This is a genomic window from Pseudoduganella rivuli, from assembly GCF_009674485.1.
In the GTDB taxonomy this organism is placed as follows: Bacteria; Pseudomonadota; Gammaproteobacteria; order Burkholderiales; family Burkholderiaceae_D; genus Rugamonas; species Rugamonas rivuli_B.
Genome location: NZ_WKJJ01000001.1, coordinates 288,153 through 310,220, shown reverse-complemented (window position 1 = coordinate 310,220; position 22,068 = coordinate 288,153). Strand labels below are relative to the sequence as shown.

The window sequence follows — 22,068 nt, the reverse complement described above, 5'->3', positions numbered from 1 at the left end:
AATACAGGAATAACAGCAATCGCCATGCCAGCATCCTGTACACGGATAAGTGCCTGATCCACAAGGAAGTGCAGAGTGGCGCTGTCCGGAAAACGAGCCTGGGGCCGGCCGGCGCCGTCTGAAAAGTTGGACGCCAATCTATACACCATCTTTACACCCGGTTCGGTAACGTTGCGCCATCTCTTCACCGGATCAACACAGCAATGGACCACAGTAAAACCCGGCTTTCCGCCATCACCCTCGCAGCACTGGGCGTCGTCTATGGCGACATCGGCACCAGCCCGCTGTATACCATGAAGGAGGTATTCTCCGCCAAGCATGGCATCGCGCTCAATGAAGCCAATGTGCTGGGCGCCGTTTCATTGATCATCTGGAGCCTGGTCATTGTCGTGTCGCTGAAGTACGTGGCGCTGATCCTGCGCGCCGACAACCGGGGCGAGGGCGGTATCATGGCCTTGATGGCGCTGGCACTGGCTTCCGTGACGAAGCAGTCGCGCTGGTATGTCCCGCTGATGGTGGTGGGGCTGGCCGGCACGTCGCTGTTCTTTGGCGACGGCGTCATCACGCCCGCCATCACCATCCTGTCCGCCATCGAAGGGCTGGAAGTGGCGACGCCGGCGCTGGTGCCGTACGTGGTGCCGGCTGCCTGCGCCGTCGTCATCGCCCTGTACGTGGTGCAGCGGCGCGGCACGGCGGGCCTCGGGCGCTGGTTTGGCGTCTTCATGCTGGCGTGGTTCGGTACGCTGGCGGCCATGGGCGTGGTCAATATCGCGGAACACCCCGGCGTGCTGGCGGCGTTCGATCCCCGCCATGGCGTGGCCTTCTTCATCCATAACCAGTGGCTGGGTTTCGTGGCGCTGGGTGCGATTTTCCTCGCGCTGACGGGCGCCGAAGCGCTGTATGCGGACTTGGGCCACTTCGGCAAGCAGCCGGTGCGCCTCGCATGGTTCTGCGCCGTGTTCCCCGCGCTGGTGCTCAATTACCTGGGACAGGCGGCGGTCCTGCTGAATAACCCCGCCGCTGTGGGCAATCCGTTCTACTACCAGCTGGGCGAATGGAGCATCGTGCCGCTGGTGGCGCTGTCCACGATCGCCGCCGTGATTGCCGCGCAAGCGACGATTTCCGCCACCTTCTCCGTGGTGCAAAGCGCCATTTCGCTGGGCTTCCTGCCCCGCATGAAAGTGCTGTACACCAGCGAGCGGGAAATGGGGCAGGTGTATATCCCGCTGGCGAACTGGCTGCAGTTGATCATCGTGCTGCTGGCCGTGACGGGATTCGGTTCGTCCGACAACCTGGCCGCGGCCTACGGCATCGCCGTCACCATCACCATGCTGACCACGACGATATTGACGTTCTTCGTGATCCGCTACCAGTGGAAGTACAATTTGCTGCTGTGCTGGGCCGCGACGGGCTTTTTCCTCGTCATCGACATGGCGTTTTTCATTGCCAACAGCCTGAAAATCGCGCATGGCGGCTGGTTCCCGCTGGTCATGGGCGCGGTCATGATGACGGTGATGCTGGTGTGGCGCACGGGCCGCAAGGCCGTGTTCGACAACCTGCAGCAGCATGCGATTCCGCTGGGCGCGTTCCTGGAAAGCCTGTTCGTGTCGCCGCCGCTGCGCGTGCCCGGTACCGCCGTGTATTTCCGCGCCGAGGGCGACGGCGTGCCGCACGCACTGCTGCATAACCTGTTGCACAACAAGGTGCTGCACGAGCAAACCGTGTTCCTGACCGTGATGAACCGCGACATTCCATATGTGGCGCCGGAAGCGCGGATCGAACTGTCGGACCTGGGGCACCAGTGCTTTCAGCTCAATATCGGCTATGGTTTCAAGGACGAGCGCGATATCATCGGGGCGCTGGAGCTGGCGGGGAACAAGGGGCTGCACTGGGAATTGATGGAAACGTCGTTCTTCATCGCGCGCCAGACCGTGATTCCCGTCGCGCGGGGCAGGATGCCCGCCGTGGGCGACGTGCTGTTTGCCGCGCTGTCCCGGAATGCGCGCGATGCGGCAGAGTATTACAAGGTGCCGGCCAACCGGGTGATCGAACTGGGTACGCAAGTGGAGATTTGAGCAGGCTGTGAAGAAAGAACCGGTAGGACTGTTCAGAAGCGTATTGATCGCGCTGGTGGTGTGCAGCGTGGCGACACTGGTCGTCACGCCATTCCGTGGGGTGCTGCTGGACGCCAACCTGGCGTTGTATTACCTGCTGATCGTGGTTTGGCTGACCGTGAAGGTGGGCAGCCGCGCGGGTTTCGCCGGGTCCGTGCTGGCGGTGCTGTTCTTCGACGTGTTCCTGGTGCCGCCCTATGATTCGCTGACAGTGCACGACCCGCAGCACGTGCTGACCTTTGCCATGCTGCTGGCCGTGGCGCTGGTCACCAGCCGGCTGGTGGACAGCCTGCGGACGCAGACCACGCTGGCGGAAACGCGGGAACAGCTGTCGGAATCGCTGCGGGCCATGGGCGACGCCTTGCTGTCGGCGCAAAACGCGGACGACGTGCGCCGCATCGGCGAACAATTCGTCGGCGGCCTGTTCGACGCGAAGGCGTGGATACTGCCGCCGGGCTTTGCTTCCGCTGACGACGCGGACCCGCGTCTGACGGTCGGCATGCGGAAAATCGCCGGCGCCATGCTGCGCCAGCGTCCCGGCGGCGCCCAGGCGCCGGTGACGTCCGCCGGTGTCGTCTATTTCCCGTTGCAGGCCCGCGAGCGCGTGTCCGGCGTCATGCTGCTGGCGCTGTCGGGCAAGGTCGCGCGCCTGAGCGAAGCGCAGGAACGGTGGCTGCAAACCGCGTCGGTGCAACTGGCGCTGGCGCTGGACCGCGTGCACAATATCGATGTCGCGTCGAAAGCGCGGCTGGCGGAAAAGAATGAGCGCTTCCGCAATTCCATCCTCAGCAGTATTTCGCACGACATCCGCACGCCATTGACGACGGTGGTGGGGCTGGCGGAACAACTGGCCATGCAGGGAACTGGAGCCGACACGGCCACCCGCCTGCACCGGGCGGCGTTGCGGATGGATGCGACGGTCACGAATTTGCTGGATATTGCCCGTTTCAGCCAGCACGGCATCGTCCTCAACGCGGACTGGGCATCCATCGATGAACTCATCGGCAGTGCGATCCAGGGCCGGCGCGGCGAGGCATCCGGGCTGGTGGTGGATTCGGAAATCCAGGGAACGCTGGCGCTGGTGAAACTCGATGCACTGCTGATCGAGAAGGTGCTGGACAATTTGATCGGCAATGCGGTGCGGCATGCGCACGGCGCCACGCGCATCGCAGTACGGGCCCGTTTCCGCCAGCGCAGCCTGCAGTTATCGGTGATCGATAATGGCTGCGGCATCGCGCATCCGCTGGCCATCGCCAATGTACTGGCGCCGGACGGTGACAAGCCGCGCGACCATGGTGGCCTGGGACTGTCGATCTGCCAGGCGATTTGCGATGCACACGGCGGGCGCTTGCGTATCTTTGGACGCCCCGGCAAAGGCTGCTGTGCGATATTTGTTATTCCAATCACTGAATCCATGCCGCTCGATTATGCAGACTGATTTGTCCATTTTAGTCATCGAAGACGACGCGGAAATCCGCCGCATGCTGGTGTCCACCTTGGCCGCCCAGGGCTACCGCGTGGAGGAAGCCAGCCGTGGCCAAGAGGGGTTGCGGCTGTTGCCCGCGTGCGACCCGGTGTTGCTGCTGGTCGACCTGGGCTTGCCGGACATGGATGGCGGGGAACTGGTGCGCAAGTTGCGGGCGCAAACGGTGGCGCCCATCATTATCGTGTCGGCGCGCCAGATGGAAGCGGAAAAAGTCGCGGCGTTCGACGCGGGCGCGGACGATTTCGTCACCAAGCCGTTCGGCATGCCGGAATTGCTGGCGCGCGTGCGGGCGCACATGCGGCGGCGCGGCGGCGAGCAGGCCGAACCCGTCACGGTGGTGACGTTCGGCGACGTTATGCTGGATTTGCAGAAGCACACGGTGGACAAGGGCGGCGCGGCCGTGCACCTGACGCCGACGGAATTCAAGCTGCTGGAAACGCTGGCCACCAGCGAGGGCAAGGTGCTGACGCACCGCGAACTGCTGCGGCGCGTCTGGGGTGTGGGCTATCTGGAGCGCACGCATTACCTGCGCATCCACATGGCGCATTTGCGGGGCAAGCTGGAAGCCAATCCCACGCAGCCGAGACACTTCCTCACCGAGACGGGGATTGGCTACCGCTTCCAGAAATAACAACGAAAAGGATGGCTATGAATCGGATAATCGGATGGATGCTGGCGGCGCTGACCTTGGGGAACGCCCAGGCGCGGGTGATCGAAGACGCCACCATGGAGCGCCCGGAAGGCCAGCGGCATTACCTCGTGCAGCAGCCGGATTCCAGCAATGGCAGCAAGCGGCCACTGGTGATCCTGCTGCACGGACATGGCGCCAGTGCCGCGCAACTGATGGGGAAAACTGCCTTCGGCGGCTACCGTTCGGATGCCTGGCCGATGCTGGCTCAGCGCGAAGGCATTGTGCTGATGGCGCCGCAGGGATTGGTGGCCAGCGATGGCAAAGCCGCGTGGAACGATTGCAAGGCGGATTCCACCACCAATCCGGCCAGCGACGATACCGCATTCATTTCAGCCCTGATCGATACCGCCATCGCCAGGTACAACGCGGACCCGGGCCGGATTTACGTGTATGGCGGCTCCAACGGCGGCACCATGGCTTACCGCCTCGGCATCGAACTGGGCGCGCGCCTGGCGGCGATTGCCGCGCAAAGCGCGCTGATGCCCGCCAACAGCCTGTGCCCAGCGCCGCGCCATCCGCTGCCGGTCTGGATCAGCCATGGGACGGACGACAAGATCGCACCCTATGGCGGAGGCAAGCTGGGTAGCTGGATGCTGAAGGGCCGGGGCGCCGGGCTGGGCGCAGAGGAGTCGGTGGCGGTCTGGCGCAAGCTGGCGGGATTGCCGGACGCGGCGGACGTGTACCGTTTCCCGCACTTGCAACCTGGCGACGACACCGCAGCCACCCGTTATACGTGGGGACAGGACCCCGCCGGCTTGCAAGTGGTGTTCGTCAAAGTGGACGGCGGCGGCCATGTCCATGCGTCGAAAACCGAGTCCCTGCCATGGCTGCTGGGTAAACTGGTGGGCGACATGAACCACGATCTCGATACGGAACAGGAAGTGTGGGCGTTCTTCAAGGATAAACGCGCCGCCGCCCATCCATGATTCACTCCGCCTGCACCATGGCCGCGTAATCGCCGCGCTCTTGTAAACATTCCTGCGCCGCGCGGAACGCATCCATGGCCAGCGGGGCGCCGCAATAGACGCCCGCGTGCAGCAGCACTTCCTGCAATTCCGCGATGGTGGCGCCGTTGTTCAGCGCGCCGCGGATGTGGCCCTTGAGTTCCTGCGAACGGCCCATGGCGGTCAGCATGGCCAGGGTCAGGAAGCTGCGGGTTTTCAAATCGATGCCTTCGCGGCACCACACGGTGCCCCACGCGTTGCGCGTGATGAATTCCTGCAGCGGGCGGGTAAAGGCGTCGGCGCGGGCAAAGGCGCTTTCCACGTAGCCGTCGCCCATCACTTGTTTGCGGATTTGCAGGCCGTCACGGAATTGCTGGTCCATCGTATTCTCCTTATTTGTAAAAGCCGGCGGCAATCACAAGGTCGTCCGCCTTTTCCAGGTAGACGGATTTGTCGCGCAGCGCCTTGCTGGCGGGATCGACCCATTTGTAATCGACCCAGCCGCTGCCTGCCGAGCGGGCGGCGCCGAGGATGTCCTTGATGAAGTAGCGGTCGTTGGCGTCGCGCAGCTGGCTGACGTCGACGCCGATCAGTTTCGGGTTGGCGCCATGCGCCGCCACCTTGCCATCGAGCGTATAGATGCTCAGGTACAGGTCGTTGTCGACGAACGCGCCTTTCGGGTTGCTGGCTTCGGCCAGCAGTTTTTCCTTGCCATTCTTTTTCAGGTACACGACGGCTTTGCGCACCATGGCTGAAGCGTCGGCGGCCGTGTGCTGGGCCAGGGCGGTGCTGCTGATGGCCAGCAGGGAGATGGCGCACAGGGCGCGTTTAAAATTTGATTTCATGTCAAGCTCCTTGGGTGGATTGGAATACGTGGGGCGGTTCGGGGGGGCGGGCCGCCGCGCATGCGTTCCCGTGACGCATGCATGGCGGCTTCCGCCCCGGCGGAAACCGCCCTACGGGGTTACGTTTTTCATGTTCGCCATGCGCTTGTACATGGTGGCGCGCGACAGGCCCAGCAGCTTTGCTGCGGCGACCACGTTGCCGCCGGTCGCATCGAGCGCGTTTCTCGTGATGGTGTTGTCGAACTCCGCCAGCGCCGCCGCATAGTTGCGCACCGGCTGCGCGGCGCCGTGGCCATGGACGGTCAGTGGCAGCACGGCGTCGAATGCATCGGCGCTGAGGCGGCTGCTGTCGCTGAGGATGCAGGCCCGTTCCAGCACATTGCGCAATTCGCGCACGTTGCCGGGCCAGCGGTACGCGCCCAGCAGGGCCAGCGCGGGCGGCGTCATGCTGCGGCGGCGCGTGCCGTGCCGTTCATAAATCTGCTGCAGCAGCGCGTCGCACAGCACGTCCAGGTCTTCCAGCCGGTCGCGCAGCGGCGGCAGGTTGATTTGCAGGACGTTGAGACGGTAATACAAGTCCGAGCGGAAGCGGCCCTGCGCCACCAGGGCCGCCAGGTCGACGCTGGTGGCGGCGATCACACGCACGTCGACCTTGATGACCTTGCCGGAACCCAGCATTTCGAATTCCTGCTCCTGCAACACGCGCAACAATTTGCTTTGCATGGTCAGCGGCAAGTCGCCGATTTCATCGAGGAACAGCGTGCCGCCATCCGCCTGCTTGAATTTGCCGTCGCGGATGCGACGGTCCGCGCCGGTATAGGCGCCCGGCGCCACACCGAAGAATTCCGCTTCCAGCAGGGTTTCCGGGACGGCGGCCATGTTTACGCCGATGAACGGCGCGGCGGCGCGGTTCGACAGCGCATGGATGGCGTTGGCGAGGATTTCCTTGCCGGTGCCGGTTTCGCCCAGCAGCAACACGCCCACGTCCAGCTGGGCGGCGCGCGCTGCGTGGCGTTTGACTTCGAGGCAGGCCGCCGAGCGGCCCACGAAATCGTCCAGCGCATATTTCGCGCCGCGGCGTTCCGCCAGCCCGCGCCGGGCGGCGGCCAGTTCCTGCTGCAGCGCCGTGAATTTGGCCACCAGCGGCTTTAACTGGTGCAGCTGCTCGTACAGCACGAAGCCCACCGCGCCAATGACGTCGCCCTGGTCGCTCTCCAGCGGCAGGCGGGTGACGACAAAGGTTTGCTGGCCGAATTCCATGATGTCCAGCAGGATCGGTTCGCCCGTGCGCATCACGTCGCGCAGCAGGCTGTTGGGGATGACTTGCTCGATTTCCCTGCCCAGCGCCTGCTGCGCGTCGCGCAAGCCCAGCATGGCGCGGTATTTATCGTCGATCCACGCGATGCGGCCCTGGCGGTCCACCACGATGGCCCCTTCGTACAGGCTGTCGAGCTGGCGGAACAGCGTGCGCATCGCGTGCTTGTGGATCGCCGCGGCATTGGTCAGGAAGGCTTGTGTCGACTGGACAGGCATGGTCAATTCAGGCTGGCCAGTTTGTGCAGCAGTGCGCCCGACGTCGACACGCCGAATTTGCGCATCAGGTTTGCGCGGTGCATTTCCACCGTGCGGGGACTGAGATCGATGCGGCGCGCGATGCGCTTGCTGGTCTGGCCTTCCAGCAGCAGCGCCGCCACTTCGCGTTCGCGCGGCGTCATGCCGACGGCGACGGGGCGGCGGCCGCTCAAGTCTTCGAACGTCCACACGCCGACCGCGTGGGGATTGGAAGCCATCAGCGCGCGGCCCGCCACGCGGCACCAGAACAGTTCGCCGCTGGCGCGCCGCATGATGCGCTCGTCCGTGTAGGCTCCGCCGGACGCCAGCGCATCGGCAATGCGGCCGCCGATGCGCTCGAACTCGGCGAGGGTGGGGTACAGCATTTCCAGCGACTGTCCCGCCAGGTCGGCGCGGGAATAGCCGAAAATGCCGGCCAGTGCTTCGTTGGCGGAATACAGCGTGCGCTGGCGCGATACACACATACCGACCGTCGCCAGCTGGAAGATGTCTTCGTAATCGATGGGAGTGAAAGCGCTCATGGCATCGTCCTTATTGCGCGGTCCAGCCGCCGTCGATGGTCAGCGCCGCGCCGCGCATTTGCTGCGCGCCGTCCGAGCACAGGAACAGCACGGCGGCGGCGATCTGTTCCGGCGTGGCGAAGGCCTGCGACGGCTGCTTTTCACCCAGCAGGCGCGCCTGAGCAGCGTCGGCCGAGATGCCTTCGCGCGCGGCCAGATCGTCGATCTGCTTTTGCACCAGCGGCGTCAGGACCCAGCCGGGGCAAATCGCATTGCACGTGATATTGCTGCGGGCATTTTCCAGCGCCACGGTTTTCGTCAGGCCGATCACGCCATGCTTGGCCGCCACATAGGCGGCCTTGTTGCTCGACGCCACCTGGCCGTGTACGGACGCGATATTGACGATGCGGCCCCAGTCGCGCCGCTGCATGCCGGGCAGCGCGGCGCGGATCGTGTAGAAATTCGACGACAGGTTGATCGCCATGATCTGTTCCCACTTTTCCGGCGGGAAGTCTTCAACGCGCGCCGTGTGCTGGATGCCGGCGTTATTGACGAGGATGTCGACCGCGCCGAACGCCGCTTCGGCTTCGCGCACCATGGCTTCGATTTCGCCGGGACGGCTCATGTCGGCGTCGCTGTACAGGACTTTGACGCCGTGGGCGGCGGCCAGGGTGGCCGCCAGGTCGTCGATGGCGGCCCTGTCGCCAAAGCCGTTCAGCATGACATTGGCGCCTTGCTCAGCCAGCGCGCGGGCGATGCCCAGGCCGATGCCGCTGGTGGAGCCGGTGACGATGGCGGATTTGTTGTTCAGCATGCGAGTCTCCTGTTTTCCTGTCTTAGTGGGCAAACATGTAATACGTGCCGATCACGACGAACACCGACATGGTCTTGATGCACGTGACGGCAAAGATGTCGCCATACGACACGCGGTGCGTCAGGCCGCAGACGGCCAGCAGCGTGATGACGGCGCCGTTGTGCGGCAGCGTGTCCATGCCGCCGCTGGCCATCGAGGCCACGCGGTGCAGCACGTCGAGCGGGATGTTGGCGGCGTTGGCGGCCTGGATGAACGTTTCCGACATGGCGGCCAGCGCGATGCTCATGCCGCCCGAGGCGGAACCGGTGATGCCGGCCAGGGTGGTGACGGCAATCGCTTCGTTGACCAGCGGGTTCGGCACGGATTTCAGCGCGTCTGCCACGACCAGGAAGCCCGGCAAGCCGGCAATCACGGCGCCAAAGCCATATTCGGACGCGGTATTCATCGATGCCAGCAGCGAACCGGAGATCGCGGTCTTGGTGCCTTCCGAGAAGCGTGCGCGGATCGGTTTCCACGCCAGCGCCAGTACGCTGAGAATGCCCAGCAGCAGTGCGGCTTCCACGGCCCAGATGGCGGCGACTTTGGTCACTTCGGTGGCGACGGGCTTGGCCGCGCCGGCCAGCGTCATGCTGTGGGTCTTGCCGTAGTAGATCGGAATCAGCAGCGTGAAGACCTTGTTCAGCACGCCCACCAGCAGCAGCGGCAACAGCGCCAGCGCCGGATGCGGCAGCTTTTCATGCGTGAATTCTTCCGGTTCGTTGCTGTGGCCCGCGCCATAGCCTTCGCCGCGCACCAGCGCCTGGCGGCGGCGCCATTCCAGGTAAGCCAGGCCGCAGATCAGGATGAAGACGGAACCCGTCACACCCAGCCATGGCGCGGCCCAGGTATCGGTCTGGAAGAACGAGGTCGGGATGATGTTCTGGATTTGCGGGCTGCCGGGCAGGGCGTCCATCGTGAACGTGAAGGCGCCCAGTGCGATGGTGCCGGGGATCAGGCGTTTCGGGATATCGCCCTGGCGGAACATTTCAGCGGCAAACGGGTAGACGGCGAACACCACGACGAACAGCGACACGCCGCCATACGTCAGCACCGCGCACACCATGACGATCGCCAGCATGGCCCGTTCGCGGCCCACCAGGCGGATCACCAGCGCCACGATGGACTTCGAAAAGCCGGACAGCTCGATCACCTTGCCGAACACGGCGCCCAGCAGGAACACGGGGAAGTACAGTTTCACGAAGCCGACCATTTTGTCCATGAAGACGCTGGAAAACATCGGGGGTACCAGCGATGGATCGGTCAGCAACACCGCCAGCAGGGCGGCGACCGGCGCAAACAGGATGACGCTGAAGCCGCGGTAGGCTACGTACATCAGCAGTGCAAGAGATAGCAAAACAATAATCAGGCTCATGGTGCAGGGTCCCCTTATAAGAATGGAACCCAACTTATTGCACTAACCGTGCCAGATTACGTAAATCCTTATATATCAATGACTTAGTTATTTCAGATATTTACGGTAGAAATATCTGGATAGGAAAGTGTCCGGATTTCCGTACACATCTTTGATCTAAATCATGTAAGTATATGAAACTAATGAATTTTCAGAAGTCCAGAAATCTGGACAACGACTGAAAGACTGGACACTTCGGCCACAAACCAAAATGTTGTCCAATTACAAGGATACCCGTTCCATGAATCTGACCCAGCTGTTTACAGAGAATCCGGAAGGCCTGAAAAACCTGGCGACGCCCGCACTGCTGCAGCGGCTGGAAGACATTTGCGAGGGGACCATTGCCGTCGACGCCCAGGCGCGCATTGTCTGGATCAATGACCGCTACCTGCAAATCATGGGGTTGCCGCCCGACCCGCAAGCGCTGCTGGGCCGCGATATCGAGGAAATCATTCCCCACAGCCTGCTGCGCCAGGTCGTCACCACCGGCGAACCGATCTTGCTGGACTTGATGGCGTTCGGCAGCGAAACCTTTGTCGTCACGCGCCTGCCGCTGACGGACCGCCAGGGCAAGGTGGTGGGGGCCGTGGGTTTCTGCCTGTACGAGAAAATGCATCATTTGAAGCCGCTGCTGGACAAGTTTTCGCGCCTGCAGCAGGAACTGGCCGATACGCGCCGCCAACTGGCGGAAAACCGGCGGCCACGGTATACGATGGCCAGCTATGTGGGCAACAGCCCGGCCAGCATGGAAGTCAAGCGCCAGGCGCGCCGCGCGGCGGAACTCGACACCACCGTGCTGTTGCTGGGGGAAACGGGGACCGGCAAGGAATTGCTGGCGCAAGCGATCCACGCTCAATCGCCCCGTTCCAGCAAACCATTCATTGCCGTCAACGCGGCCGCCATCCCGGAAAGCTTGTTGGAAGCGGAATTCTTTGGCACCGCGCCGGGGGCCTATACGGGCGCCGACAAGAAGGGCCGCGACGGCAAATTCAAGCTGGCCCATGGCGGCACCCTGTTCCTCGACGAAGTGGGCGACATGCCGCTGCAAGTGCAGTCCAAGCTGCTGCGCGTGCTGCAGGAACAGGAAATCGAGCCGCTGGGCTCCAACAAGGTGGTGAAAGTCGATGTGCGCATCATTGCCGCCACCAGCGTGGCATTGCAACAGTCGGTGGCGCAGGGGCGTTTCCGCTCCGACCTGTATTACCGGCTCAATGTCCTGTCGATCACCTTGCCGCCGCTGCGTGAGCGCCTGGGCGACCTGGAAGCATTGTGCGAAAGCGGGCTGGAACAAATATACGAACGCACTGGCATGGCGCGGCGCGACATGACGCCGTCCGCGCTGGCGTATCTGTCCCGCTACGACTGGCCGGGCAATGTGCGCGAGTTGCGCAATGTGCTGGAAAAGGCGGTGCTGTACAGCGAATCGAAGCAACTCGACGCGGACGATTTCGCCCGCATTCTGCCGCAGGACACGATCGCCGTATCTTCGCGCCAGCAACCCGTCATGCCGCTGGCGCACGTGGTGGCCGATGCGGAGAGGCAGGCGATTCTCGGGGCGTTGCAGGCGGCGGGCGGGCGCAAGAGCGTGGCGGCGCAGATGCTGGGGATTTCACGGGCGACGTTGTATGAAAAGTTGTCGCAGTTGAAGCTGGCGGCTTGATGGAAGCCGCCAAGCCCGCGCAGAGATAACGTCAACCGCTGCGGTAATGCATCAAGGGCAATTCCCGATAATGTAATACCCCGCCGACGTCTGCGCCAAAGTCGTCGTATAGAACGTGTTGTTCAACCCCATGTTCTGGTTCGACCCCAACGCCAGCGCATAGCCGCCGCTGTTGACGGCGCGTCCCGCCTGCACGTGCGCATAGTTGCTGGAAGTCGTCGTGGTGCACACGAAGCCGGACGACGTGGTGGCCGACACCGGTGACGACAACGCGCTTTCCCGTCCCGCCGCGAACGACGTCACCGCATAGCTGTAGCTGGTCGACGCCGTCAGGCCGCTGTCCGTGAACGTGGTGCCGCCGGTTGGCGTGGCGTTGACTTTGACGCCGTTGCGGTACACGTGGTAACCGGTGGCGCCGCTGGCCGCGTTCCAGCTCAGCGAAACCGTGGTCGCGGTCTGGCCCGTCACCGCCAGCCCGGCAGGCACGGCCAGCGGCGGCGGGTTGCCGGTGGTGGTGGCGTTGACGGGGGCGGATTCGACGCCGGTGGCGCCCTGCGACGTCACGCCGCGGATCGTGTACGTATAGCTGCTGCCGGACGACAGGCCGGAATCCGTGTACGTGGTGCCGGTCACCGTGCTGCCATTGACTTTGGTTCCGCCACGGTAGACGTTGTAGCCGGCCGCGCCGGACACGCTGCTCCATTGCAGCGACACGGACGTATCGGTCACGCCGCTGACGGCCACGCCGGTCGGCGCTGGCAATGCGCTGTAGCCGGAAGCGACGCGGTCCACCATGGCCTTGATGGCGGCCATTTGCCGACCGCTTTTCTTGGCGTAGTTCGCATCGTCATAGCCCCACCAGTCCCAGCAGCCGTTCGGATTGCCCGTGCTGCTGGGCGCCGTCTGCGGATACAGCACGATGATGTTGTTGGTGTCGGCCCACTTGTTGTAGCCCGTGTTGCGGTAGTACTTATCCTGGATCTTGGTCGGATCCTGCTGGCAGCCGTGCACCACCACGTGCACCTTGCACTGGCCGTTGGCGGCGCAGCTTGCCGGCACATAGGCCCAGCCGGTGGCCGCCATGCCGTGGGTCGTGGGGCTGGCGATGAATTCGGTCTGGTTGTATTCGATGAAGGTGCCGCCCAGGGTACCCGTGTTCTTCGCGTTCAGCGGGCCGTAGATCCACTTGAGGATTTCACCGGCCAGGTCGAAGTTGCAATTGTTGATGTACGGGCTGCCTTTCACGCTGCAACTGCTGCCGAAGTAATCCGTCACCATCGCGTGTTCGGACGCCATGTCTTTCTTGTAGAAAACGTTGGCGCTGTTAACGTAATTCTTGTAGTACGTTTCCGCCTCGTTCATCACCAGTTGCTTGACGGTGCTGTCGATAGTGCCGGAATACAGGTAGACCTTGGAATTGGTGAGGTTGCTGGTGGGATCGATCAAACCTTGGCTGGCCCAGCTGTTGGTGGTGCTGATCAGTGACGACGTGGGCGGCTTGCTGGTGGCGGTGGCCGCCATGCAGGGGCCCGTGGCGTTGGTCACGGAACCTTGCGCGCAATAAAACGGGCCGCCCGCGACGATGCCGGCGCCCGCCTTGAACGTGGACGAAAACGCCACGTGCAATTGCACGGCCATGAAACCGCCGGACGACAGGCCGGAGACGGACGACTGGTTGATGTCGACGTTATATGCCGGCAAGGCGACCGGTGTTGCCTGCGCTTGCAGGGCGCAGGCGAGGGCGGCTGCCAGTACTGCGGGACGCAAGGTGGAAGATGCTGCTGAAGGTAAGGTATTTGCCATCGGTGTCTCCATTGTGGTGTGCGGATTTGAAATCCTGTTGACGATGCAAACTACGGGATCCGGCAAGGGCAGGTCCGTTGGGGGAGGCGGCCCTGCTCCTCACCGGGAACCGCCATGGTAGGACTAAAAAGTGCGCACAATTCAGACACCGTATTTTTACGGTGACGGGTACGGTCCGCGTACAATGCGGCATGCTCAAGTTCACCTTTCTCGGCACGTCGTCCGGCGTGCCCACCATCCGCCGCAACGTCACCGCGCTGGCCGTTCACGTCCCCAAGGGCCGTGACTGGTGGTTGGTCGATTGCGGCGAAGCCACGCAGCACCGCCTGCAGCGCACGCCGCTGTCCGTGCACGACATGGTGGGGATCTGTATTACCCACGTGCATGGCGATCATAGCTATGGTTTGCCGGGCTTGTTGGCCAGCGCCTCGATGACGGGACGCAAGCGGCCCCTGATCCTGATTGCGCCGCAAGCCGTCAAGGCCTGGCTGGATTCGACTTTGCTGCACACGGAATTGTTCCTGACTTTTCCATTGATCCATGTCGACGTGGCGCCCCACCAGCTGGTGCACCAGGAGCCGGGACTCATTATCGAGCGCCATCCGCTGTCGCACCGCTCGCCCAGCGTGGCATTCCGCTTCGACGTCAGCAAGACGCGCTGGCACCTCGATGGCGCCGCATTGAAGGCGCGCGGGCTGCCGCGCGGTCCGCTGTGGGGCCGGCTGCAGGCCGGCGAAGACGTCACGCTGGACGATGGCAGCGTATTGCGGGCGGATGAATTCCGCAGCGAGCACACGGAGCGCGCCGTCGCGGTCATTGGCGGCGACAACGATACGCCGTCGCTGTTGCACGATGCCTGCGCGGATGCGCAAGTGCTGGTGCATGAAGCGACCTACACGGAAGCCATGCTGCAAAAGGTGGGGCCGGGACCGACGCACAGTTCCGTGCAGCGGGTGGCCCAATTCGCCGCCGCGCGCGGCGTGCCGAATCTGGTCCTCACGCATTTCAGCGCCCGCTATGACAATCCGGAAGGGATGGCGGAACTGCAAGCGGAAGGGAGGCAGCATTACGGCGGCAACCTGTTCCTGGCCAGCGATTTCGACCAGTATGAACTGAGCACGGATGGTGTGCTCGGCAAGCTGGCCCCGCCGCCGAGGCAGCGGCCCGCGCCTCGCACTGAGCGGGGCGATGCGGTACAGTCCTGATATTCCGGCATGGCTTGCCACAGTCGTTTCGGCGCAACGAACGCTAATACGTATAAAAGCGTACTGTCATTTGGGGCGGTTAAGGCTACACTTGCTGCACAAGCATTTAACAAAGGAGATCGGGATATGAAACAATTCACCACCATGATTGCAGCCCTGGCCCTGATGGCGCCCCTTGCCCACGCCGCGGACGACACCGCCGTCGCCATCGCCATGGTCGACAAAGGCGTGGCCTTCCTGCAAAAGAATGGCAAAGAGGCATTGATCAAGGAAGTCAACGCGAAGAATCCTGAATTCGTGCGCCCCGATACGTACCTGACCGTGCGCGCGCTGGATGGCACCCAGCTGGCGCACCCCACCAACCCTAAACTGGTGGGCAAGAATGCCGTCGTGCTGCCCGATGCGGACGGTAAGCTGTTCCGCAAGGAGATCATCGACCGCGCCGCGAAGGAAGGCAAAGGCTGGGTCGATTACCGTTACAACAACCCGCAAACGGGTGTGATTGAAAAGAAAAGCACGTACTTCATGAAAAGCGGCGATGTGATCCTGGAGGCGGGGATTTACAAAGGCAAGTAAGGTTCAAAGTATGTCCGGTGTATGACAAAACGGCATAGTTCTGCCGGGAAATTGCATACATCGGTGATGGCGGACTTCGTTAGCATGGGAAGTGCGGCGTGTGATCGATAACAACACGCTGCGCAGTTCCATAACAACAGGAGATCCGCCGTGTTCACATTCCCCCGTTCCATCGCCGCTGCCGTGGTTGCCGCCTCACTGGCCTCACTGGCCGCGCAAGCCGGCGCCGCCGCGCCCTTGCCCCAACTGGTGCAGAAAGATGGCCGCCATGCGCTGATGGTCGATGGCGCGCCGTTCACGATACTGGGCGTACAGGCGCACAATTCCAGCAATTCCGTGGCCGCGCTCAAGCAAGTCTGGCCGGCCGTGATGGATGTCCACGCCAATACGCTGGAAATTCCCGTGGCGTGGGAACAGGTCGAGCCGGTGGAAGGCAAGTTCGATTTCAGCTATGTCGATGCGCTGGTGAAGCAGGCGCGCCAGCACAAGGTGCGCCTGGTGCTGCTGTGGTTCGGTGCGTGGAAAAACACCACGCCGCAATATATGCCGGGCTGGGCCAAGTTCGACAACCAGCGCTTCCCGCGCATGGTCGACAAGGCCGGTAAGCCGATTTACTGCATGTCGCCGTTTGGCGAAGAAACGCTGAAGGCGGACCGCAAGGCATTTGTCGCATTCATGACGCATTTGCGCAAGCTCGATGAGGATCACCGCACCGTCATCATGGTGCAGGTGGAAAACGAGATGGGCACGTACAGCCAGGCGCGCGATTATGGCGCGAAAGCCGAAGCCGCGTTCCGCCAGGCCGTGCCGCCGGCGGTGCTGGCGCGTAAAAAATCGCCGGTGCCGGGCGCCGCGTCGGGAACCTGGAGCGAAGTGTACGGCCCGTATGCCGATGAATACTTCCATGCGTGGTCGTTCGCCCGCTACGTCGAGGAACTGGCCAAGGCCGGCCGCGCCGTCTACAACTTGCCGATGTATGTCAATAACAACTTGCGCGATCCGCTGGCGCCCATCGTGCCGTGGAAAAACGAAAACTTCGTGCCCGGCGGCCCCACCTACGACGTGATCGATATCTACAAGGCCGCCGCGCCGCATATCGATATCGCGGCGCCCGACATTTACCAGCCGGAGTCCGCCAAGGTCGCGGCCGATCTGGATTTGTTCCAGCGTCCCGACAATGCGCTGATGGTGCCGGAAATGGGCAACTCGGCCAACTATGCGCGCTACCTGTACCAGATCCTCGGCCGCGGTTCGCTGGGCGTGGCGCCGTTCGGCATCGATTATTTTGACTACAGTAATTTCCCGCTGGGGGCGAAAGGCACGGACAAAGCCATGGCCGAGCCGTTTGGCAACATCATGGCCGTGTTCCGGCCGATGGAGCGCCTGTGGGCCAAGTGGGCGTTCGAAGGCCGCACCCATGGCGTGGCGGAGAGCGACGAGCGCACGCCGCAAACCATCGCGCTGAAAAACTGGAAAGCCACGGTGTCGTTCCGCGAATGGCAATTCGGTGAAAAAACCTGGTTCCCCGACCTCAAGGATACGCCGGCCGGCACGGAAACGCCGAATGGCGGCGTGGCCATCGCGCAAACGGGCGACAATACATTCATCATCGTTGGCCAGTATGCGCGCATCAAGCTCGATGGCGACGGCGTTAACGCGGGCAAGCCGTCGCTGTGGGACCGCGTTGAGGAAGGGCACTTCGATGGCGCCGGCAAGTGGGTCATGGAGCGCCTGTGGAATGGCGACCAGGTCGATTACGGCTTGAACTTCAAGGGTAAGCCGCTGGTGCTGAAGGTGACGATCGCGACGTATTAATCCAACCGGCTGCTTGCGACGGGCCTGAAGGCCGGGCTCCAATGCCTTGGTGACGGGCTTGGGCCACACATAGTCTACCCAGCCGGGCTTGCCCTGCTGGGCGACATCCCTGAATTTCCGCGTGAAGTACTTGCCATTGGCATCTTGCAGGTCAAGCATGCTCTTGCCGTTCATTTTCGGCCCGATGGGGTGGCAGACCATGTTGACCTGCATGTCCTGCACGGCGACATACAGTTCGCCCTGGATAAAACCGCCGCCCGGGGATGCGAAATCCTTGCATATCCGCCACGGCCTTTTCAGTCAGCGCGATGGCGTCGGCCCTGCTGGCGTGTTGTGGCGGGCGTGCAAAAAAAATCATCCCGGGGTGGGCTTTCGTTGGATAATGTTATCGATACCAATACAATAAGGAGAGATTATGTTTTACAAGAAGTTCATCGCGGCGGCACTGGCGCTGGCCGCCGCGTCGGCATCTTGTGCTGCGCAGCTGGACGCCACCTTCGACGTCCGTGCCGACCAGCCCGCCGCGCAAATCAGCCGCAACCTGTATGGCCATTTCGTCGAACACCTGGGCCGCGGCGTCTATGAAGGCATCTGGGTCGGTGAACGGTCCGCCATCCCCAACACGCGCGGCATTCGCAACGACGTGGTGGCGGCGCTGCGCAAGCTGAACGTGCCGGTGGTGCGCTGGCCGGGCGGCTGCTTTGCCGACGTCTATCACTGGCAGGACGGCATCGGGCCGCGCGACAAGCGCCCCCTGGGCACCAATACCAGCTGGGGCAATATCCAGGAAACCAATGCGTTCGGCACCCATGAATTCATGGATTTCGTCAGCCAGGTCGGCGCCCGACCCTATGTCGGTGTCAATATGGGTACTGGCACCACGGCGGAAGGGAAGGCGTGGATGGAATACATGACGGCGCCGCCCGGCACGCCGGCCGCCAAAGCAAGGCAACAAAATGGCCAGGAGGCGGCGTGGGACGTACCCTTTGTCGGCGTCGGCAATGAAAGCTGGGGCTGCGGCGGCCAAATGCGGGCGGAGTTTTACGCGGACCAGTACCGGCTGTATCAGGGCTTCCTGCATGGCTACTCGAAAAACAAGCCGTTCTTCGTTGCTGCGGGACCGGATTCCGATGATTACCACTGGACGGAAACCGTGATGGAGCGCGCCATGGACTGGCGTGAAAGGCCCGTGGCGCCGCTGCTGTACAACGTCGACAAGCCGCTGTTCAACGGCCTGGCGCTGCACTTTTATACGCTGGCGAGCAATGACTGGTTCAAGATGGGTGATTCGGCGGGCTTCCCTGAAAAGGAATGGATCTCGACCCTGAAACGCGCGCTGACGATGGATGAATTGATTCGCAAACACAGCGCCATCATGGACCGCCACGATCCCGGGAAAAAGGTCGCGCTGGTCGTGGACGAGTGGGGCACGTGGTACAAGGCGGCCAACAACCAGCCCTCGTCGCTGTACCAGCAAAACACGCTGCGCGATGCGCTGGTGGCGGCTGTGACCCTGAACATTTTCCACCACCATTCGGACCGCGTGCGCATGGCCAATATCGCGCAAATGGTCAACGTGCTGCAATCGGTGATCTTGACGGACAAGGAAAAAATGCTGCTGACGCCGACCTATCACGTGTTCGACATGTACCAGGTGCATCAGGATGCCACGCATATTCCTGTTGAACTGCAATCGCCGCAATACAGACACGGCGAAGTCTCCATCCCCGCGCTCAGCGTCTCGGCATCGCGCGGCGCGGATGGCAAGATCCACATTTCCGTCGCCAACCTGGATCCGCACCACAGCATCAAAGTGTCCGCCAGGCTGAAGGGCTTTACCGCGCGCAGTGTGACGGGGCAGGTGCTGACGGCGGGGGCCATGGATGCGCACAACGATTTCGATGCGGCGGACCGCTTCGTTCCCGTTGCCCTGAAAGGCGTGGCGATCGTGGATGGGCAATTGCGCGCCGAGTTCCCCGCCAAATCCGTAACGGTACTGGAACTCCAGCCAAGCGGTACTGGGGCGCGGTAAGGATTTCCTGATGGCGGTATCGGGATTCGCTGATTATGCATCGATGCGGTTTTCGTTAAGGTTGTTCTACACAAAGATGATGGCGAGTGGCTGTACTTTGTGGATAGAGGAGAACAACAATGAAAAACCTGAAAATAGGTGTACGCCTGGGGATGGGGTTTGGTGTCGTATTGCTGTTACTGGCGATCGTGGCGGGCGTCGGGATCAATGGGATGAGCAGCACCAACCTGCAGCTGCACCATATCGTCGACGTTAACGCCCGTAAGATCAGCTTGCTGGAAGACTTGTCGAAGTCGACCCATATCGAGGCGCGTGTGATCCGCAGCATTGCGCTGCTGTCGGACGACAGCGCCGCGCAAACCGAGCGCAAGAAAATTGATGTTGCTCGTGAGCAATATAACGCGGCATTGCGCGCGCTGGAACAGATGCCACTGGATGAAGCGGGCCGGGCATTCATTGCCAAGATCAAGCGCAGCCAGGCCGAGGCGCTGGCGATGAACGATAAATTCAGCGACATGGCCAAGACCAGCAAAGATGAGGCGGTGGTATTCCTGCTGAAACAGGCCGGGCCGGTGAACAGCCAATGGCAGAAGGACATCGAGGAATTCGCCGACCTGCAAGAAGTTAAAAGCGGCAAGGACCAGGAGGCAGCCGAACACAGTTACCTGCGCGCCCGCAACGCCATGCTGGCTATCAGCGCTGTGGCAATCCTGTTGGGTGCGTTTGTTGCCTGGTACATGACGGTGTCGATCATCCGCCCGATCGGCGCGGCGGTCACCATTGCGCAAACCGTCGCCGGCGGCGACTTGTCGAGCCGGATCACGGTCGATTCCCGCGATGAAGCCGGCCAGTTGCTGGCGGCGTTGAAGGAAATGAATGATAACCTGATCCGCATTGTCGGCGACGTGCGCCGCGGCTCCGATACGATCGCCACCGCATCGAGCCAGATCGCCAGCGGCAACCTTGACCTGTCAACGCGCACGGAACAGCAGGCTGGTTCGCTGGAAGAAACCGCCTCGTCGATGGAGGAATTGACGGCCACCGTGAAGCAAAATGCGGACAATGCCCGCCAGGCCAATCAACTGGCGATTTCAGCCACCGAGGTGGCGATCCAGGGTGGGACGGTGGTGGCGCAAGTGGTCGATACGATGGCGGCAATCAATGCCTCGTCCAGCAAGATCGTCGACATCATCGGCGTCATCGACGGCATCGCGTTCCAGACCAATATCCTGGCGCTCAACGCGGCTGTCGAAGCCGCCCGCGCCGGCGAGCAGGGCCGCGGCTTTGCCGTCGTCGCCAGCGAGGTGCGCAGTCTGGCGCAACGTTCGGCCTCGGCGGCCAAGGAAATCAAGGTGCTGATCGGCGATTCGGTGGCCAAGGTCGGCGCCGGCGCCAAACTGGTGGATCAGGCTGGCTCGACCATGCAAGCCGTGGTGGCCAGTATCCAGAGTGTGACCGACATCATGGCTGAAATCACGGCCGCAAGCCAGGAGCAGACCGCCGGCATCGAGCAAATCAATCAGGCGGTGGCGCAAATGGATGAAGTGACTCAGCAAAACGCCGCGCTGGTCGAGGAAGCGGCGGCGGCGGCCGGGGCATTGCTAGAGCAGGCCGATACGCTGGCGCACGTGGTCAGCGTATTCAAGTTCAAGGGCGCGGGCGCTGTCGCGCCAGTACGCGCCGAGGTGGCGGCGCTTGCCCTTCCTGCACCCGTGGCGGCGTTGCCGCACGGTGGATATTGACGAAATCATGCAATACAACCTTTTTCAAATGAGGAAACAATGAAGAAAACAATTAAGTCGACTATCGGCGCCATGCTGGTAATTGCCGCCAGCGCGGCCGGCGCTGCGGATCATGCCGCGGCGGCGCACTGGAGTTATGAAGGCAAGACCGATCCGGCGCACTGGGCCGAACTGGACCAGGCGAATGCCGCCTGCAAACTGAGCAAGGAACAGTCGCCGATCAACATTGTGGAAAGCCAGGCAAAAAAAGCGCCGCTGGCTGCGCTGGACCTCAATTACGTGGCCGGGAGTGCTGAAGTCATCAATAATGGCCACACGGTGCAAGTGAATCTGCCTGCCGGTAGTGTCATGAAGGTGGGCGACCAGACCACGAATTTATTGCAATTCCACTTCCACACGCCGAGCGAGGAAAAGATCAATGGCGTGCATTACCCGATGGTGGCGCACTTCGTGCACAAGAATGCCGAGGGCAAGCTGTCGGTGGTTGCGGTGCTGTTCAAGCAAGGGCGCGAGAACAAGACGCTGGCGCCGGTGTTCAATGCCTTGCCGGCCGAGGGCAAGCCGTTGCAGCTGGCCAGTTTCAGCCCGGCCGACGTGTTGCCGGCCAAGCGCGCGTATTACAAATTCATGGGGTCGCTGACTACGCCGCCCTGCAGCGACGGCGTGCAGTGGCAAGTGTTGAAACATCCAGCTGAATTGTCGAAAAAACAGCTTGCTGCTTTCCGCAAACTCTACAAGATGAATGCGCGTCCCGAGCAACCGCTGAATGAGCGGGTGGTCGAAGTCAGCGAATAACGGCTGGCCGGCGGCAGGCGCCGG

The 22,068-nt window shown here is 62.4% G+C and carries 18 protein-coding genes and 1 pseudogene; 11 read left to right on the top strand and 8 right to left on the bottom strand.

Annotated features, from left to right (window positions below; all coding sequences use genetic code 11):
- Window positions 1-203 precede the first annotated feature (203 nt).
- Genes GJ700_RS01200 through GJ700_RS01185 form a run of 4 tightly spaced genes read left to right on the top strand, consistent with a single transcriptional unit; the run spans window position 204 to window position 5,217 of the window.
- On the top strand, window positions 204-2,075 hold the full coding sequence (locus GJ700_RS01200) for a potassium transporter Kup (RefSeq protein ID WP_154370820.1): 1,872 nt from the start codon (window positions 204-206) through the stop codon (window positions 2,073-2,075).
- Window positions 2,076-2,082: 7 nt separating this feature from the next.
- Window positions 2,083-3,552: a DUF4118 domain-containing protein gene (locus GJ700_RS01195; protein ID WP_154370819.1), complete on the top strand. Its 1,470-nt coding sequence runs from the start codon at window positions 2,083-2,085 to the stop codon at window positions 3,550-3,552.
- 1 nt (window position 3,553) lies between these two features.
- Window positions 3,554-4,231 (top strand): response regulator, encoded by a 678-nt coding sequence (locus GJ700_RS01190; RefSeq protein WP_308700636.1) that lies wholly within the window; start codon window positions 3,554-3,556, stop codon window positions 4,229-4,231.
- Window positions 4,232-4,248: 17 nt separating this feature from the next.
- A complete protein-coding gene (locus GJ700_RS01185; protein WP_229506723.1) occupies window positions 4,249-5,217 on the top strand; it encodes a CE1 family esterase in 969 nt (322 codons plus the stop codon).
- A 1-nt stretch (window position 5,218) separates the two neighbouring features.
- Here the strand turns inward: GJ700_RS01185 and GJ700_RS01180 are convergent, their stop codons facing one another.
- The 6 genes from GJ700_RS01180 to GJ700_RS01155 form a co-directional block, all read right to left on the bottom strand.
- Window positions 5,219-5,617: a carboxymuconolactone decarboxylase family protein gene (locus tag GJ700_RS01180; protein ID WP_154370817.1), complete on the bottom strand. Its 399-nt coding sequence runs from the start codon at window positions 5,615-5,617 to the stop codon at window positions 5,219-5,221.
- 10 nt (window positions 5,618-5,627) lie between these two features.
- Window positions 5,628-6,080 (bottom strand): cache domain-containing protein, encoded by a 453-nt coding sequence (locus GJ700_RS01175; RefSeq protein WP_154370816.1) that lies wholly within the window; start codon window positions 6,078-6,080, stop codon window positions 5,628-5,630.
- Between the two features lie 111 nt (window positions 6,081-6,191).
- Complete coding sequence (locus GJ700_RS01170) at window positions 6,192-7,613, bottom strand: sigma-54 interaction domain-containing protein (protein WP_154370815.1); 1,422 nt, start codon at window positions 7,611-7,613, stop codon at window positions 6,192-6,194.
- Window positions 7,614-7,615: 2 nt separating this feature from the next.
- Complete coding sequence (locus GJ700_RS01165; RefSeq protein WP_154370814.1) at window positions 7,616-8,173, bottom strand: PAS and helix-turn-helix domain-containing protein; 558 nt, start codon at window positions 8,171-8,173, stop codon at window positions 7,616-7,618.
- A gap of 10 nt (window positions 8,174-8,183) precedes the next feature.
- Window positions 8,184-8,966 carry a 3-hydroxybutyrate dehydrogenase gene (locus GJ700_RS01160; RefSeq protein WP_154370813.1) on the bottom strand — a complete coding sequence of 261 codons (783 nt, stop codon included), beginning with the start codon at window positions 8,964-8,966 and terminating at the stop codon, window positions 8,184-8,186.
- 22 nt (window positions 8,967-8,988) lie between these two features.
- Window positions 8,989-10,377 carry a GntP family permease gene (locus GJ700_RS01155; RefSeq protein ID WP_154370812.1) on the bottom strand — a complete coding sequence of 463 codons (1,389 nt, stop codon included), beginning with the start codon at window positions 10,375-10,377 and terminating at the stop codon, window positions 8,989-8,991.
- A gap of 280 nt (window positions 10,378-10,657) precedes the next feature.
- Between GJ700_RS01155 and GJ700_RS01150 the strand changes: the two genes are divergently transcribed.
- Window positions 10,658-12,076, top strand: coding sequence for a sigma-54 interaction domain-containing protein (locus GJ700_RS01150; protein WP_154370811.1), 1,419 nt, complete (start codon window positions 10,658-10,660; stop codon window positions 12,074-12,076).
- A 51-nt stretch (window positions 12,077-12,127) separates the two neighbouring features.
- Here GJ700_RS01150 and GJ700_RS01145 read toward each other — a convergent pair whose 3' ends face one another.
- Window positions 12,128-13,879, bottom strand: coding sequence for an extracellular catalytic domain type 2 short-chain-length polyhydroxyalkanoate depolymerase (locus GJ700_RS01145; RefSeq protein ID WP_154370810.1), 1,752 nt, complete (start codon window positions 13,877-13,879; stop codon window positions 12,128-12,130).
- A 191-nt stretch (window positions 13,880-14,070) separates the two neighbouring features.
- On the opposite strand from GJ700_RS01145, the gene GJ700_RS01140 reads away from it, so the two are divergent.
- The 3 genes from GJ700_RS01140 (at window position 14,071) to GJ700_RS01130 (ending at window position 17,475) form a co-directional block, all read left to right on the top strand.
- Window positions 14,071-15,084, top strand: a complete 1,014-nt coding sequence (locus GJ700_RS01140; protein ID WP_154370809.1) for a ribonuclease Z — start codon at window positions 14,071-14,073, stop codon at window positions 15,082-15,084.
- Between the two features lie 126 nt (window positions 15,085-15,210).
- Window positions 15,211-15,660 carry a cache domain-containing protein gene (locus GJ700_RS01135; protein ID WP_229506722.1) on the top strand — a complete coding sequence of 150 codons (450 nt, stop codon included), beginning with the start codon at window positions 15,211-15,213 and terminating at the stop codon, window positions 15,658-15,660.
- Window positions 15,661-15,810: 150 nt separating this feature from the next.
- Window positions 15,811-17,475, top strand: a complete 1,665-nt coding sequence (locus tag GJ700_RS01130; protein WP_371867773.1) for a DUF5597 domain-containing protein — start codon at window positions 15,811-15,813, stop codon at window positions 17,473-17,475.
- A gap of 75 nt (window positions 17,476-17,550) precedes the next feature.
- On the opposite strand, the pseudogene GJ700_RS35175 reads toward GJ700_RS01130, so the two are convergent.
- Window positions 17,551-17,676 (bottom strand): annotated as a pseudogene (locus GJ700_RS35175) (cache domain-containing protein); the annotation flags it as partial.
- 214 nt (window positions 17,677-17,890) lie between these two features.
- Between GJ700_RS35175 and GJ700_RS01120 the strand changes: the two are divergent.
- The 3 genes from GJ700_RS01120 to GJ700_RS01110 all read left to right on the top strand — a co-directional run bounded on the left by GJ700_RS01120 (window position 17,891) and on the right by GJ700_RS01110 (window position 22,044).
- On the top strand, window positions 17,891-19,507 hold the full coding sequence (locus GJ700_RS01120) for an alpha-N-arabinofuranosidase (protein ID WP_154370808.1): 1,617 nt from the start codon (window positions 17,891-17,893) through the stop codon (window positions 19,505-19,507).
- A 119-nt stretch (window positions 19,508-19,626) separates the two neighbouring features.
- Window positions 19,627-21,249 (top strand): methyl-accepting chemotaxis protein, encoded by a 1,623-nt coding sequence (locus GJ700_RS01115; RefSeq protein ID WP_154370807.1) that lies wholly within the window; start codon window positions 19,627-19,629, stop codon window positions 21,247-21,249.
- 39 nt (window positions 21,250-21,288) lie between these two features.
- Entirely contained in the window at window positions 21,289-22,044 is a 756-nt protein-coding gene (locus GJ700_RS01110; RefSeq protein WP_154370806.1) for a carbonic anhydrase, read from the top strand.
- Window positions 22,045-22,068 lie beyond the last annotated feature (24 nt).